This is a genomic window from Streptomyces sp. NPDC056600 (assembly GCF_042792855.1).
Lineage (GTDB): Bacteria > Actinomycetota > Actinomycetes > Streptomycetales > Streptomycetaceae > Streptomyces.
The window spans coordinates 1-16,930 of record NZ_JBHTVQ010000042.1 but is presented as its reverse complement, the minus strand read 5'-3'; the positions used below and the strand labels follow the sequence as shown (position 1 = coordinate 16,930).

The window sequence follows — 16,930 nt, the reverse complement described above, 5'->3', positions numbered from 1 at the left end:
AAGAAAAATGCCCAGTGGGAAAACTTGCACAGTGTGCATGTATCGTGGGGGTATCCCGCCCCTTCTCTGCGGGCATCCCTTTTCTTCTGCTCCTGCTCCGGAGGCCTTCTTGAGCGCGCCCGTCGCCGATCCCACAGCCGCCGCCCCGCCTGCGGGTCCCGCCCCGATGGGCCACAAGGCCATCCTGAAGGCGATGAGCGGCCTTCTGATGCTGCTGTTCGTGGTGATGATCAGCAGCACGATCGTCTCCGTGGCCCTGCCGCAGATCATCGGCGCCCTCAAGGGCACCCAGTCGCAGTACACCTGGGTGGTCACCGCCACGCTGCTGACCTCGACCGCGTCCACGCCGATCTGGGGCAAGCTGGCCGACCTGTTCAGCAAGAAGGCGCTGCTGCTGATCTCGATCTGCCTCTTCTTCGTCGCCTCGCTGGGCGCCGGTTTCTCGCAGAACACCGGCACCCTGATCGCCTTCCGCGCCGTGCAGGGGCTGGGCATGGGCGCGCTGCAGATCCTGGTCCAGGTGATCATCGCCGCGATGATCAGCCCGAAGGAGCGCGGCCGGTACAACGGCTACCTCGGCGGCGTGATGGCCGTCGCGACCGTCGGCGGCCCGCTGCTCGGCGGCGCCATCGCGGACGCCTCCTGGCTCGGCTGGCGCTGGTGCTTCTTCTTCGCACTGCCCTTCACCGCGGTCGCCTTCCTCGTCCTGTCCCGCACCCTGCACCTGCCGGCGGTGGAGCGCAGCGGCGAGAAGCCGAAGGTCGACTACCTGGGCGCCACCCTGATCGCCGTCGGCGTCAGCGTGCTGCTGCTGTGGGTCACCTTCGTCGACAACGAATTCGACTGGATCTCCTGGCAGACCGGCGCGATGGTCGGCGGCGCGGTCGTCCTCCTCGGCCTGGCCGTGCTGGTCGAGTCGAAGGTCGCCGAGCCCGTCGTGCCGCTGAAGGTCGTCAAGCGGCGCGACCCGGCCCTGGCGATCATCGCGAGCCTCGCGGTGGGCGTGGCCATGTTCGGCGGCGCCGTCTTCCTCGGCCAGTACTGGCAGATCGGCCGGGGCTACACCCCGACCGAGGCCGGTCTGATGACCATCCCGATGATGGCGGGCGTCCTGCTCTCCTCGACCATCGCCGGCCGTCTGGTCTCCAAGAGCGGCAAGGTCAAGCCGTTCATCGTGGCCGGCACCGTCATCCTCACGCTGGGCTTCCTGAGCCTGTCGATGATCGACGCCGAGACGCCCCTGTGGCACGTCTTCGCGGGCATGTTCCTGATCGGTACGGGCGTCGGCATGTCGATGCAGAACCTGGTCCTGGTGCTGCAGAACACCGTGCCCCTCGCGGAGCTCGGCGCGGCCAGCGGAGCGATCACCTTCTTCCGCTCGCTCGGCGGCACCATCGGCGTCTCCGTGCTGGGCGCGGTGCTCGCCAACAGCGTGGCCACGAAGATCACCGAGGGTCTGGCCAAGATGGGCGTCGACACCTCGGGCAGCGGCTCGCAGGCCGGCGGCAACCTCGACCTGGCCAGCATGCCCGCGCCGATCCGCGAGCTCGTCCGCGCCGCCTACGGCGAGGCCACCGGCGAGATCTTCCAGATCGCGGCGGCGGTCGCGGTCATCGGCATCGTCGCGACCGTCTTCCTCACCTCCACCAAGCTGCGCGACAGCGTGGACCTGCCGGCGGAGGACGCGGAGACCGCGAAGGTCTGACCTTCCGCGTCCGTGACGCCCGTGGGGCCGCCTCCCGTCAGGGGAAGCGGCCCCACCGGCGTTCGCACCGCTCGCAGGGAGGTGCTCACAGCGCGGTGTAGCCGCCGTCCACCAGGTGGTAGCTGCCGGTGATGAAGGAAGCCCGGTCGGACAGCAGGAAGGCCACCAGTTCGGCGACCTCCTCGCTCCGGCCGAGACGGCCGATCGGGTGCAGGCCCACCAGCGCGTCACGCGCGGCCGGCTCCAGGTTCTCCAGCAGCGGGGTCTCGATGAAGGCGGGTCCCACCGAGTTGATCCGGATGTTCTTCGTGGCGTACTCGGCGGCCGCGCACTTGGTCAGGCCCAGCACCCCGTGCTTGGCGGCCACGTAGCCCGCGGAGCCCTGGAAGGCCACCGAGCCGAGGATCGAGGAGACGTTCACGATCGCGCCGCCGCCCGCCTGCTCCATCGCGGGGATCTCGTAGCGCATCGAGTAGAAGACGCCGTCCAGGTTGGTGCGCACCACCCGGTCCCAGTTCCCCAGCTCCTGCTCGCCGGTGGGCGCGCTGTCGCCGCCGATGCCGGCGTTGTTGACGCCCAGGTGGCAGCCGCCGAAGGTGTCGACGGTGAAGCGGACGGCGGCCTCGACGGAGGCGGCGTCGGAGACGTCCACGGTGAAGGCGGCGGCCTCGGAGCCGCCGTTCCTCAGATCGGCGGCCGCCTGCTCGGCGCCCTCGGCGTTGTAGTCGGCGATCACGACCTTGGCGCCGCCCTCCGTGAGACGGCGGGCGATGGCGAGGCCGATGCCGGAGGCCGCTCCGGTGACGAGGGCGACGCGTCCGGCGAACTCGGTGGCGTAGTCGGTGCTCACAGTCGGGCTCACTTTCCTGGTGTGCGGCCGACCCGTGGGGCCGCGGCCGGTCCGGGGACGGGCGGGCCGTCCCGGACGATCTTGAGGGGAAGTGAAAAACATCCGCACGGGCACCGTAGACCGGCCCGGTCCGGCGGGCATGTCGGCGGCGGCCGGGTTCCCCCGTGCGCCGCGTCCGGCGCCAGGACGCGGACGGGCCGCCGTCGCGCCGGGGAAGGCCGTCGCCGGGCCGGAGGGTGCGGGTCGCGCTCCCGCAGCGCCGGGCCGGGCGGTCACTGCTACCGTTGATCTCGTGCAATACGGACAAATGGGGTGGCACTCACCTCGTCCGTTCGCCCCGGACGCCGGTGGAGCGGCCGCGGCCTCCCTGGCCGGTTCCGGGCGACCGCCAGGGGACACACATGGCAGACATCGGCACCGGGGCTTCCGCCCCGACGGTCACCAGAACGCTGGGGACCGCCCTGGCGACGGTCATGAGGGACACGGCGGCCTCGGTGGGCATGCTCCACCTGGCGTCCCCCGAGGAGAACGCGCTGAGGCTCGTCACCGTCGCCGGGGGCACGACCAGCCTCCTGCGCCCGTGGATGACGATCCCGCTGGACGCCTCCGCGCCGGCCGCGGACGCCTGGCGCCGCAAGGCCTTCGTCTGGCTGCCCGACCAGCAGGAGATGGCCCTGCGCTATCCCTCGATCGGCCTGATCATGCCCTACGACGTGATGCTGGCCGCGCTCCCGATCGTCGGCGGCACCAGGACCTGGGGTGTGCTGTCGGTGCTCCTGCCGGTGACGCACGCGGGACACCTGACCCCGGCGGAACTGCGGTCGCTGCAGGACGCCTGCGGGAGTGTCGCGCGCGTCCTGGACGAACGCGAGGCCTCCGGCGCCGGCCTGCCGCCCCTCGACGTGATCCACAAGGTCACGCCGCTCAGACGTGACGAACCCGCCCCCGAGGCCGCCCGGGCGGCGTACGACGCGCTGGAGCGGATCCCGGCCGGGGTCTGCGCCCTGGACCGTGACGGCCGGGTCGTCTACCTCAACCCGGCCGCCGCGCGGCTGCTGGAGATCGACGCCCACACGGCGCTGGGACACCGGCCCGACGCCATGCTCCCGTGGCTGCGGGACCCCGTCTACGAGGCGCAGTACCGTGCCTCCGTGGTCACCCGCCGACCCGTCGGCTTCAACGTGACCACGCCGTCGGGGCGCCGCCTGGGCTTCCTGCTCTTCGCGCACGAGACCGGGATCGCCGTCCGTGTCATGGAGGCCGACATGGCCGGCGAGCCGTCCCTGCCCAGGAACAGGGATCCAGGGCAGCCGTCCAGGATAGAGCCGGGCGACCTCTACCACCTGACCCACCTGTCGGCCGCGCTCGCCGAGGCGGCGTCGGCCGAGCACGTGATCCGCCTGGTGCGCGAACAGGTGGTCCCGGCCTTCGGGCCGACCGCCTTCGTCCTCGCCAAGGTGGAGGAGGGGCGGCTCACCGTCCTCGACACGGCCGGCCTGAACGAGGCCGGCAGCCGGCACCTGGAGGGGAAGCCGCTGACCGCGGACGAACCCGCGCTGCGGATGCTCACCGACCACCGCCCCCGCTTCTACGCGTCGGTCGAGGAGCTCTGCCGGGACCTGCCCCCCTCCCGGCAGGTGCCGGACGGGATGGCCGCCTGGGCCCTGATGCCGCTGGTGTCCGACGGGCGGGCGATGGGCTGCCTGGTCCTCGGCTACCGCGAGCCGCACCTGTTCTCCACCGCCGAACGCAGCCTGCTGGTCTCGCTCGCCGGTCTCATCGCTCTCGCCCTGGACCGGACCCTGGTCTCCGACACCGAGCACCGGCTGGCCCTGGACCTGCAGTCCTCGCTTCTGCCGAGCCGGCTGCCCGAGGTGCCCGGCCTCACCTTCGCCGCCCGCTACCTGCCCAGCACCCGCGGGTCCGGGATCGGCGGCGACTTCTACGACGTGATCCGCTGGGGCGACGAGGGCGCCGCCGCGGTCACGGTCGGCGACGTGCAGGGACACGACACGGAGGCCGCCGCCCTGATGGGCCAGGTGCGCACGGCGGTCCGCGCCGTCGCCGGCGCCCCGCCGGGCGAGGTGATGCGGCGCGCCAACACCCTGCTGGCCAACCTGGAGGCGGAACGCTTCACGAGCTGCGCCTACGCCGAGTTCGACCTGCCCGCCCACCAGGTCCGCATGGTCACCGCGGGACACGTGCCGGCGCTGCTGCGGCGGCTCGACGGGCGCACCGGGACGGTGGAGCTGCCGCAGGGGCTGCTGCTCGGCGTGGAGAGCGACCACGTCTACCGGACCAGGACGCTGGGCTTCGACCCGGGATCGGTGCTGGCCCTGTACACGGACGGTCTGGTGGAGAAGCCCGACACGGAGATCGACGCCTCGATCCAGGAGCTGGCGCGGTCGCTGTCCGAGGCCGACACCGGCGATCTCGACGGGACGGCGGAGAGCCTGCTGCGGCACGCGCACGCGTCGGGACCGCGCTACGACGACATCGCCCTGCTGCTGATCCGCTGCGACGTGTGAGGGCCGGCCGCCACGCACCCGAGGTCCCCGGCCGCGCCCCGCCACGTCGCCCTCACGGCGGGGCCCCGCAGCCGGGGGAGGGGCGGCTGCGGGCTCGACGGAGGGAGCCTGGTGGCCGGCGCCCTTGCCCGGGTGGGCGGCGGCCGGACCGGCCGGCGAGGCTGGGAACGGCACAGGCCACCCGCGGGCGACGTGCGTCGCGCGAGGGTGGCCTGTGCCGGGGGGTGGCGGGAGGGATCAGTGACCGAGGTCGATCCGGTAGCCGAGGTCGAAGCCGTCGGCGCCGGCGCCCGACTTGTCGAGGACGTAGGCGGTGCCGTCGACGACCGTCACGTGGTTCGGGTTCTTCTGCGTCGGCAGGTCCTGGACCGCGCCCGTCCGCGGGTCGACGACCGAGACCGTGGCGGCGACGCGGTTGGCGACGACCAGCTTGCCGGTGCGCTCGTCGGTGGCCACGGAGAGGGCGCCGGCGCCCGTGGGGACGGTGGCCGTGACGGTGCCGGTGTTCAGGTTGACGACCGAGACGGTGCCGTCGGTCTGGTTGGCGGTGTAGGCGGTCCGGCCGTTCCTGGACAGGGAGACCGAGATCGCGCCGGCGCCGGCCGGGTGGAACTTCACGACCTCGTCCTTGTACGGGGAGAACTGCGCGATGCGCGGGCTGTTGAGGTCGCTCGCGTACACCTTGCCGGTGTTCTCGTCGAGGGCCAGGCCCATGAAGCCGGCGCCCTCGACGGCGATGCGCTTCTTCTCCTCGAAGGTGTCGGTGTCGAAGGCGACGACCTCGCCGCCGTTGTACGAGGTGGCCCAGGCCAGGTCGCGCTTCTCGTCCACCACGACCTCGCGGGCGTGACCCACGTTCGGCAGGGAGGCGAGGTGCTTGCCGGTCCGCTGGCTGTAGACGGCCACGCCGTTGTCACGGGTGTTGGTGACCCAGACGGTGTTGTTCTCGTCGTCCACGTCGACGCCGTAGACGGCCTCGCGGGCGCCGGTCGCCTCGTCGACCACCGGCGGTATGAAGGTGTCCAGGACCTCGAGGGTGTCGGGGTCGAGCTTCAGCAGGGCGGTCTGGGTGACCGGCGGACGGCCGGTGGACGCGGTCGCCCACAGGACGTCGTTCCGCTCGGAGTAGGCCGTCTGGTAGAGGCCCTTCCACACCGGAGCGGTGGTCTCGACGGCGGCCGGCTTCGGGGTGAACGGCGTGGCGGAGGCCGGGGCGGTGAGGGTGAGGCCGGCGGCGGCTGCCACGGTGACGGCGGCGGCGACGCGGAGGCGTGCGGAGTTCATGAAGAGTCGATCTCCTGACGGAAGAGGCGCGGCAGGTGGAAGTGCCGTGCACGGAAGGGTGGTTGCGGGGCGGGGGGTCGGCCGGCCGCGAGGTTCCGGGCCTCGGTGGGCTTGGAACCCGTGGGGTCAGCCGGCCACAGGGGTTTCGGAGCCCTGGGCGGGGCCGGCCAGGGGGCGGGAGCGGCGCAGCACCAGGTAACCGGCGGCCGCGGCGCCCGCCGCTCCGCCGACCACGCCGCCGGCCGTGGACCAGGCGATGGTGGTGTAGGAGACCGGGGAGGCGACGGTCGTGGTGGCCGCCGTCGCGGCGCCGGCCAGGGTCTCGGGTGCGGCGGTGGAGTCGGTCGCGGCCGGGGCGGTGGCGCCCGCGGCGACGACGGTGAAGTCGACCTTCAGCGTGGTCGGCGGGTTCGGCGCGAGGAAGCGGAACCAGTGCTTGCCCACCGTGGTGTCGGCGGGGACCTCGACGTCGCCCTCGAAGGAGCCGTCGGCGTCGGTCTTCCACTGGCCGAGGATGCCGTCGTCGTCCAGCTTGATGGTGACGGTCTCGTTCTTCGGGAACTTCGTCACCTTGAAGTGGATGCTGCCGCCCGGCTGCACCTCGCTGGCGGTGATCTCGGCCTTGGCGCCGGAGGAGTTGGAGGCGGAGGCGGGAGCGCCGGTCGCGGCCGGGATCTCCTGCGTGGCGCCGCCGGCGGCGTCGCCGGAGCCGGCGGTGGAGCCGCCCGTGCTGGAGGACCCGGGCTCCGCGCCGTCGGTGACGGTGAAGTCGGCGCGCAGGCTGGTGGAGGGGTTGGGGGCGAGGAAGCGCAGCCAGTGGGCGCCCTTGGTGGTGGCCGCCGGGACGGTGACGCTGCCGGAGAAGGATCCGTCGGAGGCGATGGTCCACTGGCCGATGATCTCGGAGTCGTCCAGCTTGACGGTCAGGCGCTGCCCCGCCGGGAAGCCGGTGACGCGGAAGGAGACCTTGCCGCCCGCCTTGACGCTGGAGCCGGCGGTGATCGAGGCGGAGGCGCCGCTGCTGGTGCCGCCCGTGGTGGATCCGGAGCCTCCGGTCGAACCGCCCGTGGAGCCGCCGGTCGAACCGCCGCCGCCCCCCGTGGAGCCGCCGCTGCCACCCGTGGAGCCGCCCGTCGACCCGCCGGTGGAGCCGCCGGTGGAGCCGCCCGAGCCGGAGCCGCCGCCGGTGGAGGTCACCGTGAAGTCGGCCCGCAGGCTGGTGGAGGGGTTCGGGGCCAGCACGCGCAGCCAGTGCGCGCCCTTGGCGGTGCCGGCGGGGACGGTGACGGTGCCGGAGAAGGTGCCGTCGGCCGCGACCGCGTCCTCCCACTGCTTGAGGATCGCGTCGTCGTCCAGCTTGACGGTGATCTTCTGGCCGGGGGCGAAGCCCGAGAGGCTGAAGGACACCTTGCCGCCGGCGGCGACCGAGGAGCCCGCGGTGATGACCATCTTCGGAGCGGCGGGCGCGGGCCGGGTGGTGACCGTCAGGGTGGAGCTCTTGACGCTGGTGCCGGTGGCAAGGAAGCGCAGCCAGTGCTCACCGGCCCCGGTGCCCTCGGGGACCGTGACGCTGCCGGAGAAGGAGCCGTCGGAGCCGGTCGTGAACTGGCCTATCAGGGAGGCGTCGTCGAGCTTGACGCTCAGCTTCGCGTCGGCCGGGAAGCCGCTCACGCGGAACGGCACGCTGTCGCCGGCCCGCACCGAGGAGGACAGGAGCTCGGCGGCCGGCACCCGGACCCCGAACGTGACCGGGACGACCGTTTCCGGGGCGAGGAAGTGCAGGGTGTGCGCGCCCGCGGCGGCGGTGGCCGGGACGGTGAGCGAGCCGGAGGCCGAACCGTCGTCCCCGACGGTGAACTGACCGAGCACCGTCTGCTTGTCCAGCTTGACCGTCAGGGTCGCGCCGGCCGGGAAGTCCTTCACCGTGAACGGGAGCTGCGCGCCCGGCGTCACCGACGGGGAGCCCAGGGAGACCGAGGGGGCGGCGTCGGCGGTCGCCTGCGTGGTGAGGCCGAGGCCGCCGGTCAGGCCCGCACCGAGCGCCGGGGAGGTCAGCGCGCCGATGGTGAGCGCCGCGCCGGCGGTGGCGGCGGCGAGCTTGCCCATACGGCCGTGCGGACGGTGAGGGCGGTCGGCTCTGAAGGGAGGCATGGCTGCGGATGCTCCTGAAGGGGCGAAGGAACTGAAAACACCACGAAAGGGGCCGCACGCCGGGGAGGGATGCCCCAGGGCGACGTGCTTAGGTTAGCCTAACCAAAGTCGTGATGTGAGGGGTGGGTGACCGCCAATTCCCGCGCTCCGCACACGAGGCGACCGCGGTGTGGTGCTCAACCGGCCGGAGCGCCGGCTGTTAGCCCGTCCGCCGCGCCCGGAATGCCGCGCGTCCGGGGGCGACGCAGGCTCGGCGGGAGCGGACGTCACGGCGGAGGGATCGGGTATGAACAGGCAGGCGGACCCCGGGAAGCAGCTGCTGGCGGCGAGCGGGACGACGTTCGCCGGCGTGCTGCTGGGCGTCTCGGGCACGGTGACGGTGCTTCAGGGCATCGCGGCGCTCGCCGGCGACGACGTGTACGGCCGGATCGGCTCCTACGTCTTCGAGTTCACCCTCACCGACTGGGGCGTCGTGCACCTGATCGTGGGCGCGCTCCTGCTGGTGACCGGCGTCGGGCTGCTGGGCGGCAAGGAGTGGGCGCGGGTGACCGGCCTGGTGCTCGCGGTGCTCAGCATCGTCGAGCAGTTCATGTTCCTGCCCTACGCGCCGGTGTGGTCGGTGCTGCTCATCGCCCTGGACGTGTTCATCATCTGGTCGCTGGCCACCTACCGGCCGGCCTGAGGCGCCGGAGGCGGCCGGGCCCGGCCGGCGTCAGCCGCGCTCGCGGGAGTGGCCGAAGAAGACGCGGTAGACGACCAGCAGGACCAGCGCGCCGCCGATCGCCGACACCCAGGTCGCCGGGTCGTAGAAGTCCTGGTCGACCGGACGGTCGAAGAACCGGGCGGACAGCCACCCGCCGAGGAACGCGCCGATCACGCCGATGACCGTGGTGCCGATCAGCCCGCCCGGATCGCGGCCCGGCATCAGCACCTTGGCGATCGCCCCGGCGATCAGCCCCAGCACGATCCACGCCACGATGCTCATGTCCGGCTTCCTCCGCATTTCCGTCCCGTCAGGCCTCACGGCCGTACGGGGTACCTGCCCAGTGGAGCGGCAGGTCACGCCAGGATGGGCGGATGGAGCGAACCAAGGACGACCTCGACGTACTGGTCCTCGGCGGCGCGGGCGTGGACACCATCGTGTACGTGCCCGAACTGCCCCTGCCGGACGCGGACAGCCGGCTGGTGGAGGGGGTGCTGGCACGGGCCGGGCACACCGGGGACTTCGTGGCGCTGGGCCTGAGCCGCCTCGGCCTGAGGGTCCACCACCTCGACGTGGTGGGCGACGACCCCGAGGGCGAGCTGGTGCGCGCCTTCCACCGCGAGCACGGCATCGCGCTCACCGCGCCGCACGCCCCGGCCGGTACCCGGCGGGCCGTCAACCTGGTGGGTCCGGACGGCCGCCGGGCCTCCCTCTACGACGGCGGCCGGGGCGGCGGGCGCTACCCCGACGAGACGGTCGCCGCCCTCGCCGGGCGCGCCCGGCACGCGCACGTCTCCATCACCCAGCCGGCGGCCGACGCCCTGCCGGTGCTGCGGGAGGCGGGCGTCACCGTCTCCACCGACCTGCACGACTGGGACGGCGAGGCCGCCCACCACTTGCCGTTCGCGCTCGCCGCCGACCTGGTGTTCTGCTCGGCCGCCGCTCTTCCCGCCGACCCGCTGCCCACCATGCGCCGGATCGCCGAGCAGGGCCGGGCGCGGGTGGTGGTGGTCACCGCAGGCGCGGACGGCGCGCTGCAGCTGGTCGACGGCACGGTCCGCCGGATCGCCCCGGCCGTCCCGCCCGCGCCGGTGGTCGACTCCAACGGCGCGGGGGACGCCTTCGCGGCGGGCTACCTGTACGGCTGGCTGCGCGGCGAGGACGCCGAGCGGTGCGGACGCCTCGGCGCGGTCGCCGGCGCCCACGCCTGCACGGTGCCGGCCACCGCCGCGGACGCCGTCGACGAGGCCACGCTGCTGCGCGCCGCCGCAACCGCGGGCTGAGCGGCCGGGGGTGCGCGGCCTCCGCGGGGGCCCCGGGGTTGGGACCCCAGGCTTGGACCCCGGGCGGCACCGCCCGGTGACGGGCCCCCGCTGACGGACCCTGCGCCGACGGTCCTCCGGTGGGGGAGAGGGCTGGGCCATACAGGGCAGTGCGGCGGGCGGGGCGAGGTCAGGGCGTTAAGGCTGGGGCGATCAGGGAACCGGAGGCACACTGCCCAGCACCCGGAGGTCGCGTGCTCGTCGTCGTGCTCTCGCAGCTGGCGTGCGCCGCCGCGCTGCCCGCCGCCGCCCGGCGCATCGGCCGCGGGGTGTGGGCGGTCGCCGCCCTCGTGCTGGCCGGCTCGCTCGCCTGGCTGCTCACCCGCACGGCCTCCGTGCTGGACGGCACGACGTACACCGAGACCTACGCCTGGTCCCCGGCGCTCGGCCTGGAGATCGCGCTCCGCCTCGACCCGCTCTCCCTCATGATGGCCCTGGTGGTCACCGGCGTCGGCGTCGCCGTGATGACGTACGCCGCCTACTACCACCACCTCGGCCACGGCCGGGAGGCCGGACTGCTCCTGGCGTTCGCCGCGGTGATGCTGGGTCTGGTCCTCGCCGACCACCTGCTGCTGCTCTACGTCTTCTGGGAACTGACCTCCGTCACCTCCTTCCTGCTGATCGCCGGACGACGGGAGGGCGGCGACCGCCAGCGGGCCGCCGAACAGGCCCTGCTGACCACCGTCGCCGCCGGTCTGGCCATGCTGCTCGGCCTGGTGATGCTCGGCCAGGCGGCCGGCACCTACCGGATCTCCGCCCTGCTCGCCGACCCGCCGGCCCCCGGCGCGATGGTGACCTGCGCCCTGGTCCTGATCCTGGTCGGCGCGTTCGCCAAGTCCGCCCAGTTCCCGCTGCACGCCTGGCTGCCCGCCGCGATGGCCGCGCCCACCTCGGTCAGCGCCTACCTGCACGCCGCGACCATGGTGAAGGCCGGCGTCTACCTGGTCGCCCGGCTGGCCCCCGGCTTCGCGGAGACCACCGCCTGGCGGCCGCTGGTCCTCACGGTCGGCCTGTACACCCTGGTGGTCGGCGCCTGGCGGGCGCTGCGCGAGACCGACATGAAGCGGCTGCTGGCCTACGGCACGGTCAGCGAACTCGGCATGATGATCGCCCTCTTCGGCATGGGCACCCGCACCGGGGCGGTCGCCGGGGCGGTGCTGCTGCTCTCCCACGCGCTGTTCAAGGGCGCGCTGTTCATGGTGGTCGGCATCGTCGACCACCAGACCGGAACCCGTGACCTCCGCGAGCTGTCCGGCCTGGGCCGGGCGCTGCCCGTCCTCGCGGGGGTGGCCCTGCTCGCCGGGGCGTCGATGGCCAAGCTGCCGCCGACGATCGGCTGGATCGCCCAGGACGGCGCCCTGGAGGCCCTGCTGCACGGCGAGATCACCGGCGACGCGTGGGCGACGGCCGCCCTGTGCCTGGGCTCGGTCTTCACCGTCACCTACACCGCCCGCTTCCTTCAGGGCGGCTTCGCGGCCAAACGCGACCGCGGGCCCGCCGGTCCGGTGGAGTCGCCCCGGCCCCTCTTCCTCGCCCCGGCCGCCGCGCTGGCCCTGCTCGGGCTGGTGGCCGGCATCGGCTACCCGGCGGTCGACGCGCTGACCGCGCCGTACGCCGACCAGTACCCCGAGACCGGCAAGCCCTTCCACGCGGAGCTCTGGCACGGCTGGACCCTCGGCGTGTGGCTGGCGCTGCTGATCGTGGTGCTCGGCCTCGCCCTGCACGCCGCCCGCCGGCCGTTCTCCCGGCTGCTGCGCCGCCTTCCCCGGCTGCCGGACGCGGAGGTGTGCTACCGGCGCACCATGGTCGCCCTGCACCACGGCGCCGTCGTGTTCACCCGGTACACCCAGGTCGGCTCGCTCCCGCTCTACCTCACCGCCATCCTGCTCACCGTCGTCGTGCTCCCGTCGATCGCGGTGCTGCACGAGATGCCGCCGCTGCACGAGGTCCGCGCCTGGTGGACGCCGGCCGAACTGCCCCTGGCGCTGACCGTGCTGATCGCCGCCGCCGGAGCCGCGGTGATCAAGCACCGGCTCGCCGCCGTCCTGGTCACCGGCGCCGTCGGCTACGCCGTGGCCGGGCTGTTCGTGGTGCAGGGCGCGCCCGACCTGGCGCTCACCCAGTTCCTGGTCGAGTCGCTCACCCTGGTCGTGGTGGTCCTGGTGCTGCGCCGGATGCCGTCGCGCTTCACCCCTGCCTCCAGCAGCGTGCTGGGACGCTGGAGCCGGGCCGCGGTCGCCGTCCTCGTCGGGGTGTTCGTCGCCGGGTTCGCGCTGACCGCCCCTCAGGGCCGGCAGAACGCCGGACCGGCCGGCGAGTACTTGCGCAGGGTCGGCGAGACCGGCGGCACGAACGTCGTCAACGCGATCATCGTGGACTTCCGCGCCCTGGACACCATGGGCGAGATCGCCGTTCTGATGGTCACCGCCCTCGGCGTCATCAGCCTGATCCGGCTGGGCACCCGGCAGGACGAGAGCAGGCAGGACGAGACCCCGCAGCACGAGATCCCGCAGGAGGGGGCCGGACGGGACGGGACCCCGCAGGACGGGGCCACGGACGCCGACGGGACCGGCCGGCGCACCGCACCCGGTGAGCCCAAGGCCCCCTCCGACTTCCCCGCCGCCGCCCGCTGGGACGAGCCCCGCGAACACTGGCTGCCCGGCAGCACCGACCTCCTCGGCGCCGAACGCTCGGTGCTGATGGAGGTCGTCACCCGGCTGCTGTTCCCCTCCATCCTCGTCGTCTCGCTCTTCCTGCTGCTCTCCGGCCACTACCGGCCCGGCGGCGGGTTCGCGGGCGGCCTGGTCGCCGGGCAGGCGTACATCCTGCGCTACGTGGTCGCCGGGTCCGGCGACGTCGAGCGCGCCGTCCCGCTGCGTCCCGGCCACCTGATCGGCACCGGTCTCACCCTGGCCGCCGTCACCGGCCTCGCCCCGCTCGCCTTCGGACAACCGCTGCTGACGACCTCGCTGTGGACCTGGCACCTCCCGGTGCTCGGTCAGGTGAAGACCAGCAGCAGCCTCGTCTTCGACATCGGCGTCTACCTGCTCATCCTGGGAGTGATCCTGACCCTGCTCTCGGCCGCCGGCACCTCCCTGCGCGCCCCCGTGCCCCAGCTCGGCACCGGAACCGGCACGGCCGGCGGGAGGCGCCCGTGAAGAGCCTCGACCTCACCATGGCGCTGGTCGTCGGCGGCCTGTTCACGGCCGGCGTCCACCTGCTGCTGCAGCGCTCGCTGATGCGCGTCGTGCTCGGCATCATCCTGCTCGGCCACGGCGCCAACCTGCTGCTCCTGGAGGCCGGCGGGCCCCTGGGCGACCCGCCCGTCACCGGCGGCGACCGCGACGTCGACGTCACCGCCTACTCCGACCCGCTGCCGCAGGCCATGGCGCTCACCGCCATCGTCATCACCTTCGGCGTCACCACCTTCCTGCTCGCCCTCTCCCACCGCTCCTGGCGGCTCACCGGCCACGACGAGGTGCAGGACGACCCGGAGGACCGGCGGATCGGCGACGTGGGGGAGCGTGCCGACGACGACCCCACCCCGCACCTGCCGGCCGACGACCGGGGTGACGCCGGATGATCCTCGCCCTGGTCGCCGTCCCCGTGCTGGTCCCGCTGCTCGCGGCCGGCCTCTCCCTGATCGTGTCCGCCAGCACCGACCGACAGCGCACCGTCACCCTCACCGCGCTCGCCCTCGTCCTGGCCGACGCGATCGCGCTGCTCGTGGTGGTCGAACGGGACGGCACCGTGGTGGTGGCCGCCGGGGACTGGGCGCCGCCGGTGGGCATCGTGCTGGTCGCCGACCTCCTCGCCACGATGCTGCTGGCACTGGCCGTGCTGGTCGCCCTCGCGGTGCTGCTCTTCGCCGTCGGACAGGACAACGCCGACCGCGGACCCGGCATCACCGTGCCCTACCACCCGTCCTACCTGGTGCTGGTGGCCGGCATCGCGCTGGCCTTCCTGGCGGGCGACCTGTTCAACCTGTTCGTCGCCTTCGAGATGCTGCTCTCCGCGTCCTACGTGCTGATCACCCTCGACGCGGGCGCCGGACGGGTGCGGGCCGGCATGACGTACGTGATCACCAGCCTCACCTCGTCGCTGCTGTTCATCACCGCCCTCGGCCTGGTCTACTCGGCCGCCGGCACCGTCAACCTCGCCGACCTGGCCGTCCAGGCGGAACGGCTGCCGCCGGGGCTGCGCACCGCGCTGAGCCTGATGCTGCTGGTGGTCTTCGGCATCAAGGCCGCCGTCGTGCCGCTGCACTTCTGGCTGCCGGACAGCTATCCCACCGCGCCCGCCCCGATCACCGCCGTCTTCGCGGCACTGCTCACCAAGGTCGGCGTGTACGCCATGGTGCGCACCGAGAGCCTGGTCTTCCCGCGGGACGGCGCCTGGTGGGTGGCGGCCGTGCTGGCGGTCGCCACCATGTTCGTCGGCATCCTCGGCGCCGTCGCCCAGGACGACATCAACCGCCTGCTGTCCTTCACCCTGGTCAGCCACGTCGGCTTCATGATCTTCGGCCTGGCGCTGTCCGACGTCGCCGGACTCACCGGCACGATCCTGTACATCCTCCACCACATCACCGTGCAGGCCACCCTCTTCCTGGTGGCCGGCCTGATCGTCAACGCCGCCGGGACGGCCGAACTCTCCCGCATGGAACGCGGGGAGGGGGCCCGCCGGGTGCACCCCCTCACCGGGGTGCTCTTCCTGCTCGGCGCGCTCAGCATGGCCGGCGTGCCGCCGCTGTCCGGCTTCATCGCCAAGTTCGCGCTGCTGCGGGCGGCCGCCGCGCACGGCGGGGTCGCGGCCTGGCTGCTGGCCGGGGCGGCGCTGGTCACCAGCGTGCTCACCCTGTACGCCATGGTCCGGGTGTGGCGCGGGGCGTTCGCCCCCGGGCAGGGCGACCCGCTCCCGCTGCGGGGCCGGCCCGGGATGATGCTGACCATGTCCGCGGCCGTCGCCATGGGCCTGACCGGACTCGGCCTCGCGGTGGCCGCGGGACCGCTGGCCGACCTGGGCGAGCGGGCCGCCACCGAACTGGTGGAGCCGGGCGGATACCGCACGGCCGTGCTGACCGGGGAAGGTGACGGCCGGTGAACCGCTCCCTGCTGCGCCGGCTGCCCGCGCTGCTGTGGCTGTGGGTGCTGTGGGTCCTGCTCTGGTCCACGCCCAGCCCGCTGGTGATCGTCGGCGGCCTGCTCGTCGCCCTGTCGGTGCTCGCGGTCTCGCGCTTCCCGGTGGTCTCCCGGCAGATGACGGTGCGCCCGCTGCGGCTGGTCGCCCTGTGCGGCCGGATGATCGCCAACCTCGTCGTCTCCGCCACCGCGGTCGCCTGGGCCGCCGTGCGGCACGGGCCCCGGGTGCGGGCCGCGATCGTGGAGATGCCGCTCGACGCGGACAGCGACCTGCTGGTGACCCTCGCGACGCTCCTCACCAACGTCTCGCCCGGCAGCCTGGTGCTGGAGATCGACCGCCGCCGCGGCGTGCTCTACGTCCACGTCCTGCTGGTCGCCGCCTCCGGCGAGGCATCCGCGGCCCGCCGCAAGCTGCTCGCCAACGAGCGCCGGCTGGTGGCCGCGCTCGGGCGCGACGGCCCGGACGCCGTGCCGCCGCTTCCGCCTCCGCCGTCCTCGCCCCCGCCCCCGTCACGGAAGGACGACTCGTGACCGCCGTCTACTACGTCGTGTTCGTACTGCTCGGCCTCTCGTCCCTGCTGACGGTGGTGCGGCTGGTGAGGGGGCCGGGGGTGCTGGACCGCATCGTCACCCTGGACGTGCTGGTCACCCTGTTCGCGGCCGGCATCGCCGCGGAGGCCGCGCGGCGCGAGGACGGCACGGGGCTGCCGGTGCTGCTCGCCGTCACCCTGCTGGCCTTCGTCGGCTCGGTCACCGCGGCGCACCTGGTGGAGAAGCGGGAGGGCATGCGGTGAGCGTCTTCCTGGACGTGGCCTCGGCGGTGCTGCTGATCGGCGGGGCGCTGTTCTGCCTGCTGGCCTCGGTCGGCGTGCTCCGCTTCCCCGACGCGGTGTGCCGGCTGCACGCCGCGGCCAAGGCCCAGACGCTGGGGCTGCTGATGATCCTGCTGGGCGCGGCGCTGCAGAACGCGCCCCGGTACGCGGTGCCGCTGGCCCTGGTGGCGCTGTTCCAGCTGCTCACCATCCCGGTGACCGGGCAGATCGTGGGCCGCACCACCTACCGCACGTCCTCGCTGGCCGAGTCCTCGCTCACCGAGGACGCGCTGGCCCGCCGGCTGCCGCCGGAGGAACGCCTCCCGAGCCCGGACGACTGACCGGGCCCGCCGGGGCGGGGCCGGGCCGTGGGACCGGACCGTGGAGGCACGCGCGGTGGGGAGCGCGGGGCCGCCGGGGGGGGGGGGGACAACACC

The 16,930-nt window shown here is 73.5% G+C and carries 14 protein-coding genes; 10 read left to right on the top strand and 4 right to left on the bottom strand.

Annotated elements, in window-relative coordinates; translation table 11 throughout:
• The first annotated feature begins 166 nt into the window (after positions 1-166).
• Entirely contained in the window at positions 167-1,705 is a 1,539-nt protein-coding gene (locus tag ACFRAV_RS20805) for an MDR family MFS transporter (RefSeq protein ID WP_382557778.1), read from the top strand.
• A gap of 85 nt (positions 1,706-1,790) precedes the next feature.
• Here the strand turns inward: ACFRAV_RS20805 and ACFRAV_RS20800 are convergent, their stop codons facing one another.
• Positions 1,791-2,567, bottom strand: a complete 777-nt coding sequence (locus ACFRAV_RS20800) for an SDR family NAD(P)-dependent oxidoreductase (protein ID WP_382557698.1) — start codon at positions 2,565-2,567, stop codon at positions 1,791-1,793.
• A gap of 389 nt (positions 2,568-2,956) precedes the next feature.
• Here ACFRAV_RS20800 and ACFRAV_RS20795 point away from each other — a divergent pair, with 389 nt between their 5' ends.
• Complete coding sequence (locus ACFRAV_RS20795) at positions 2,957-5,083, top strand: SpoIIE family protein phosphatase (protein ID WP_382557697.1); 2,127 nt, start codon at positions 2,957-2,959, stop codon at positions 5,081-5,083.
• A gap of 237 nt (positions 5,084-5,320) precedes the next feature.
• Here ACFRAV_RS20795 and ACFRAV_RS20790 read toward each other — a convergent pair whose 3' ends face one another.
• A complete protein-coding gene (locus ACFRAV_RS20790; protein WP_382557695.1) occupies positions 5,321-6,367 on the bottom strand; it encodes a YncE family protein in 1,047 nt (348 codons plus the stop codon).
• A gap of 126 nt (positions 6,368-6,493) precedes the next feature.
• Positions 6,494-8,518: a hypothetical protein gene (locus ACFRAV_RS20785; RefSeq protein ID WP_382557694.1), complete on the bottom strand. Its 2,025-nt coding sequence runs from the start codon at positions 8,516-8,518 to the stop codon at positions 6,494-6,496.
• Positions 8,519-8,804: 286 nt separating this feature from the next.
• On the opposite strand from ACFRAV_RS20785, the gene ACFRAV_RS20780 reads away from it, so the two are divergent.
• Positions 8,805-9,200 (top strand): hypothetical protein, encoded by a 396-nt coding sequence (locus tag ACFRAV_RS20780; RefSeq protein ID WP_382557692.1) that lies wholly within the window; start codon positions 8,805-8,807, stop codon positions 9,198-9,200.
• A 30-nt stretch (positions 9,201-9,230) separates the two neighbouring features.
• Here ACFRAV_RS20780 and ACFRAV_RS20775 read toward each other — a convergent pair whose 3' ends face one another.
• On the bottom strand, positions 9,231-9,503 hold the full coding sequence (locus ACFRAV_RS20775; protein ID WP_382557690.1) for a GlsB/YeaQ/YmgE family stress response membrane protein: 273 nt from the start codon (positions 9,501-9,503) through the stop codon (positions 9,231-9,233).
• Positions 9,504-9,595: 92 nt separating this feature from the next.
• Here ACFRAV_RS20775 and ACFRAV_RS20770 point away from each other — a divergent pair, with 92 nt between their 5' ends.
• The 7 genes from ACFRAV_RS20770 (at position 9,596) to mnhG (ending at position 16,834) form a co-directional block, all read left to right on the top strand.
• Positions 9,596-10,504 carry a PfkB family carbohydrate kinase gene (locus ACFRAV_RS20770; RefSeq protein ID WP_382557688.1) on the top strand — a complete coding sequence of 303 codons (909 nt, stop codon included), beginning with the start codon at positions 9,596-9,598 and terminating at the stop codon, positions 10,502-10,504.
• 233 nt (positions 10,505-10,737) lie between these two features.
• Positions 10,738-13,701, top strand: coding sequence for a Na+/H+ antiporter subunit A (locus ACFRAV_RS20765; protein WP_382557686.1), 2,964 nt, complete (start codon positions 10,738-10,740; stop codon positions 13,699-13,701).
• The gene (locus ACFRAV_RS20760; protein WP_382557684.1) at positions 13,698-14,126 is read left to right on the top strand and encodes a Na(+)/H(+) antiporter subunit C; all 429 of its coding nucleotides are present in this window, start codon (positions 13,698-13,700) and stop codon (positions 14,124-14,126) included. Before ACFRAV_RS20765 ends, ACFRAV_RS20760 begins: the two co-directional genes overlap by 4 nt.
• Positions 14,123-15,643 carry a Na+/H+ antiporter subunit D gene (locus ACFRAV_RS20755; protein ID WP_382557682.1) on the top strand — a complete coding sequence of 507 codons (1,521 nt, stop codon included), beginning with the start codon at positions 14,123-14,125 and terminating at the stop codon, positions 15,641-15,643. The genes ACFRAV_RS20760 and ACFRAV_RS20755 overlap by 4 nt, the downstream gene beginning before the upstream one ends.
• Positions 15,640-16,212, top strand: a complete 573-nt coding sequence (locus tag ACFRAV_RS20750; RefSeq protein ID WP_382557680.1) for a Na+/H+ antiporter subunit E — start codon at positions 15,640-15,642, stop codon at positions 16,210-16,212. The genes ACFRAV_RS20755 and ACFRAV_RS20750 overlap by 4 nt, the downstream gene beginning before the upstream one ends.
• Complete coding sequence (locus ACFRAV_RS20745; protein WP_382557678.1) at positions 16,209-16,475, top strand: monovalent cation/H+ antiporter complex subunit F; 267 nt, start codon at positions 16,209-16,211, stop codon at positions 16,473-16,475. Before ACFRAV_RS20750 ends, ACFRAV_RS20745 begins: the two co-directional genes overlap by 4 nt.
• Positions 16,472-16,834, top strand: a complete 363-nt coding sequence (gene mnhG, locus ACFRAV_RS20740; RefSeq protein WP_382557676.1) for a monovalent cation/H(+) antiporter subunit G — start codon at positions 16,472-16,474, stop codon at positions 16,832-16,834. The genes ACFRAV_RS20745 and mnhG overlap by 4 nt, the downstream gene beginning before the upstream one ends.
• The last annotated feature ends 96 nt before the right edge of the window (positions 16,835-16,930 follow it).

Excerpts from the sequence above, each read along its gene's own strand:
- ACFRAV_RS20805 (WP_382557778.1), top strand. The coding sequence starts at position 167 with ATGGGCCACAAGGCCATCCTGAAGGCGATGAGCGGCCTTCTGATGCTG.
- ACFRAV_RS20795 (WP_382557697.1), top strand. The coding sequence starts at position 2,957 with ATGGCAGACATCGGCACCGGGGCTTCCGCCCCGACGGTCACCAGAACG.
- ACFRAV_RS20790 (WP_382557695.1), bottom strand. The coding sequence starts at position 6,367 with ATGAACTCCGCACGCCTCCGCGTCGCCGCCGCCGTCACCGTGGCAGCC.
- ACFRAV_RS20785 (WP_382557694.1), bottom strand. The coding sequence starts at position 8,518 with ATGCCTCCCTTCAGAGCCGACCGCCCTCACCGTCCGCACGGCCGTATG.
- ACFRAV_RS20780 (WP_382557692.1), top strand. The coding sequence starts at position 8,805 with ATGAACAGGCAGGCGGACCCCGGGAAGCAGCTGCTGGCGGCGAGCGGG.
- ACFRAV_RS20775 (WP_382557690.1), bottom strand. The coding sequence starts at position 9,503 with ATGAGCATCGTGGCGTGGATCGTGCTGGGGCTGATCGCCGGGGCGATC.
- ACFRAV_RS20770 (WP_382557688.1), top strand. The coding sequence starts at position 9,596 with ATGGAGCGAACCAAGGACGACCTCGACGTACTGGTCCTCGGCGGCGCG.
- ACFRAV_RS20755 (WP_382557682.1), top strand. The coding sequence starts at position 14,123 with ATGATCCTCGCCCTGGTCGCCGTCCCCGTGCTGGTCCCGCTGCTCGCG.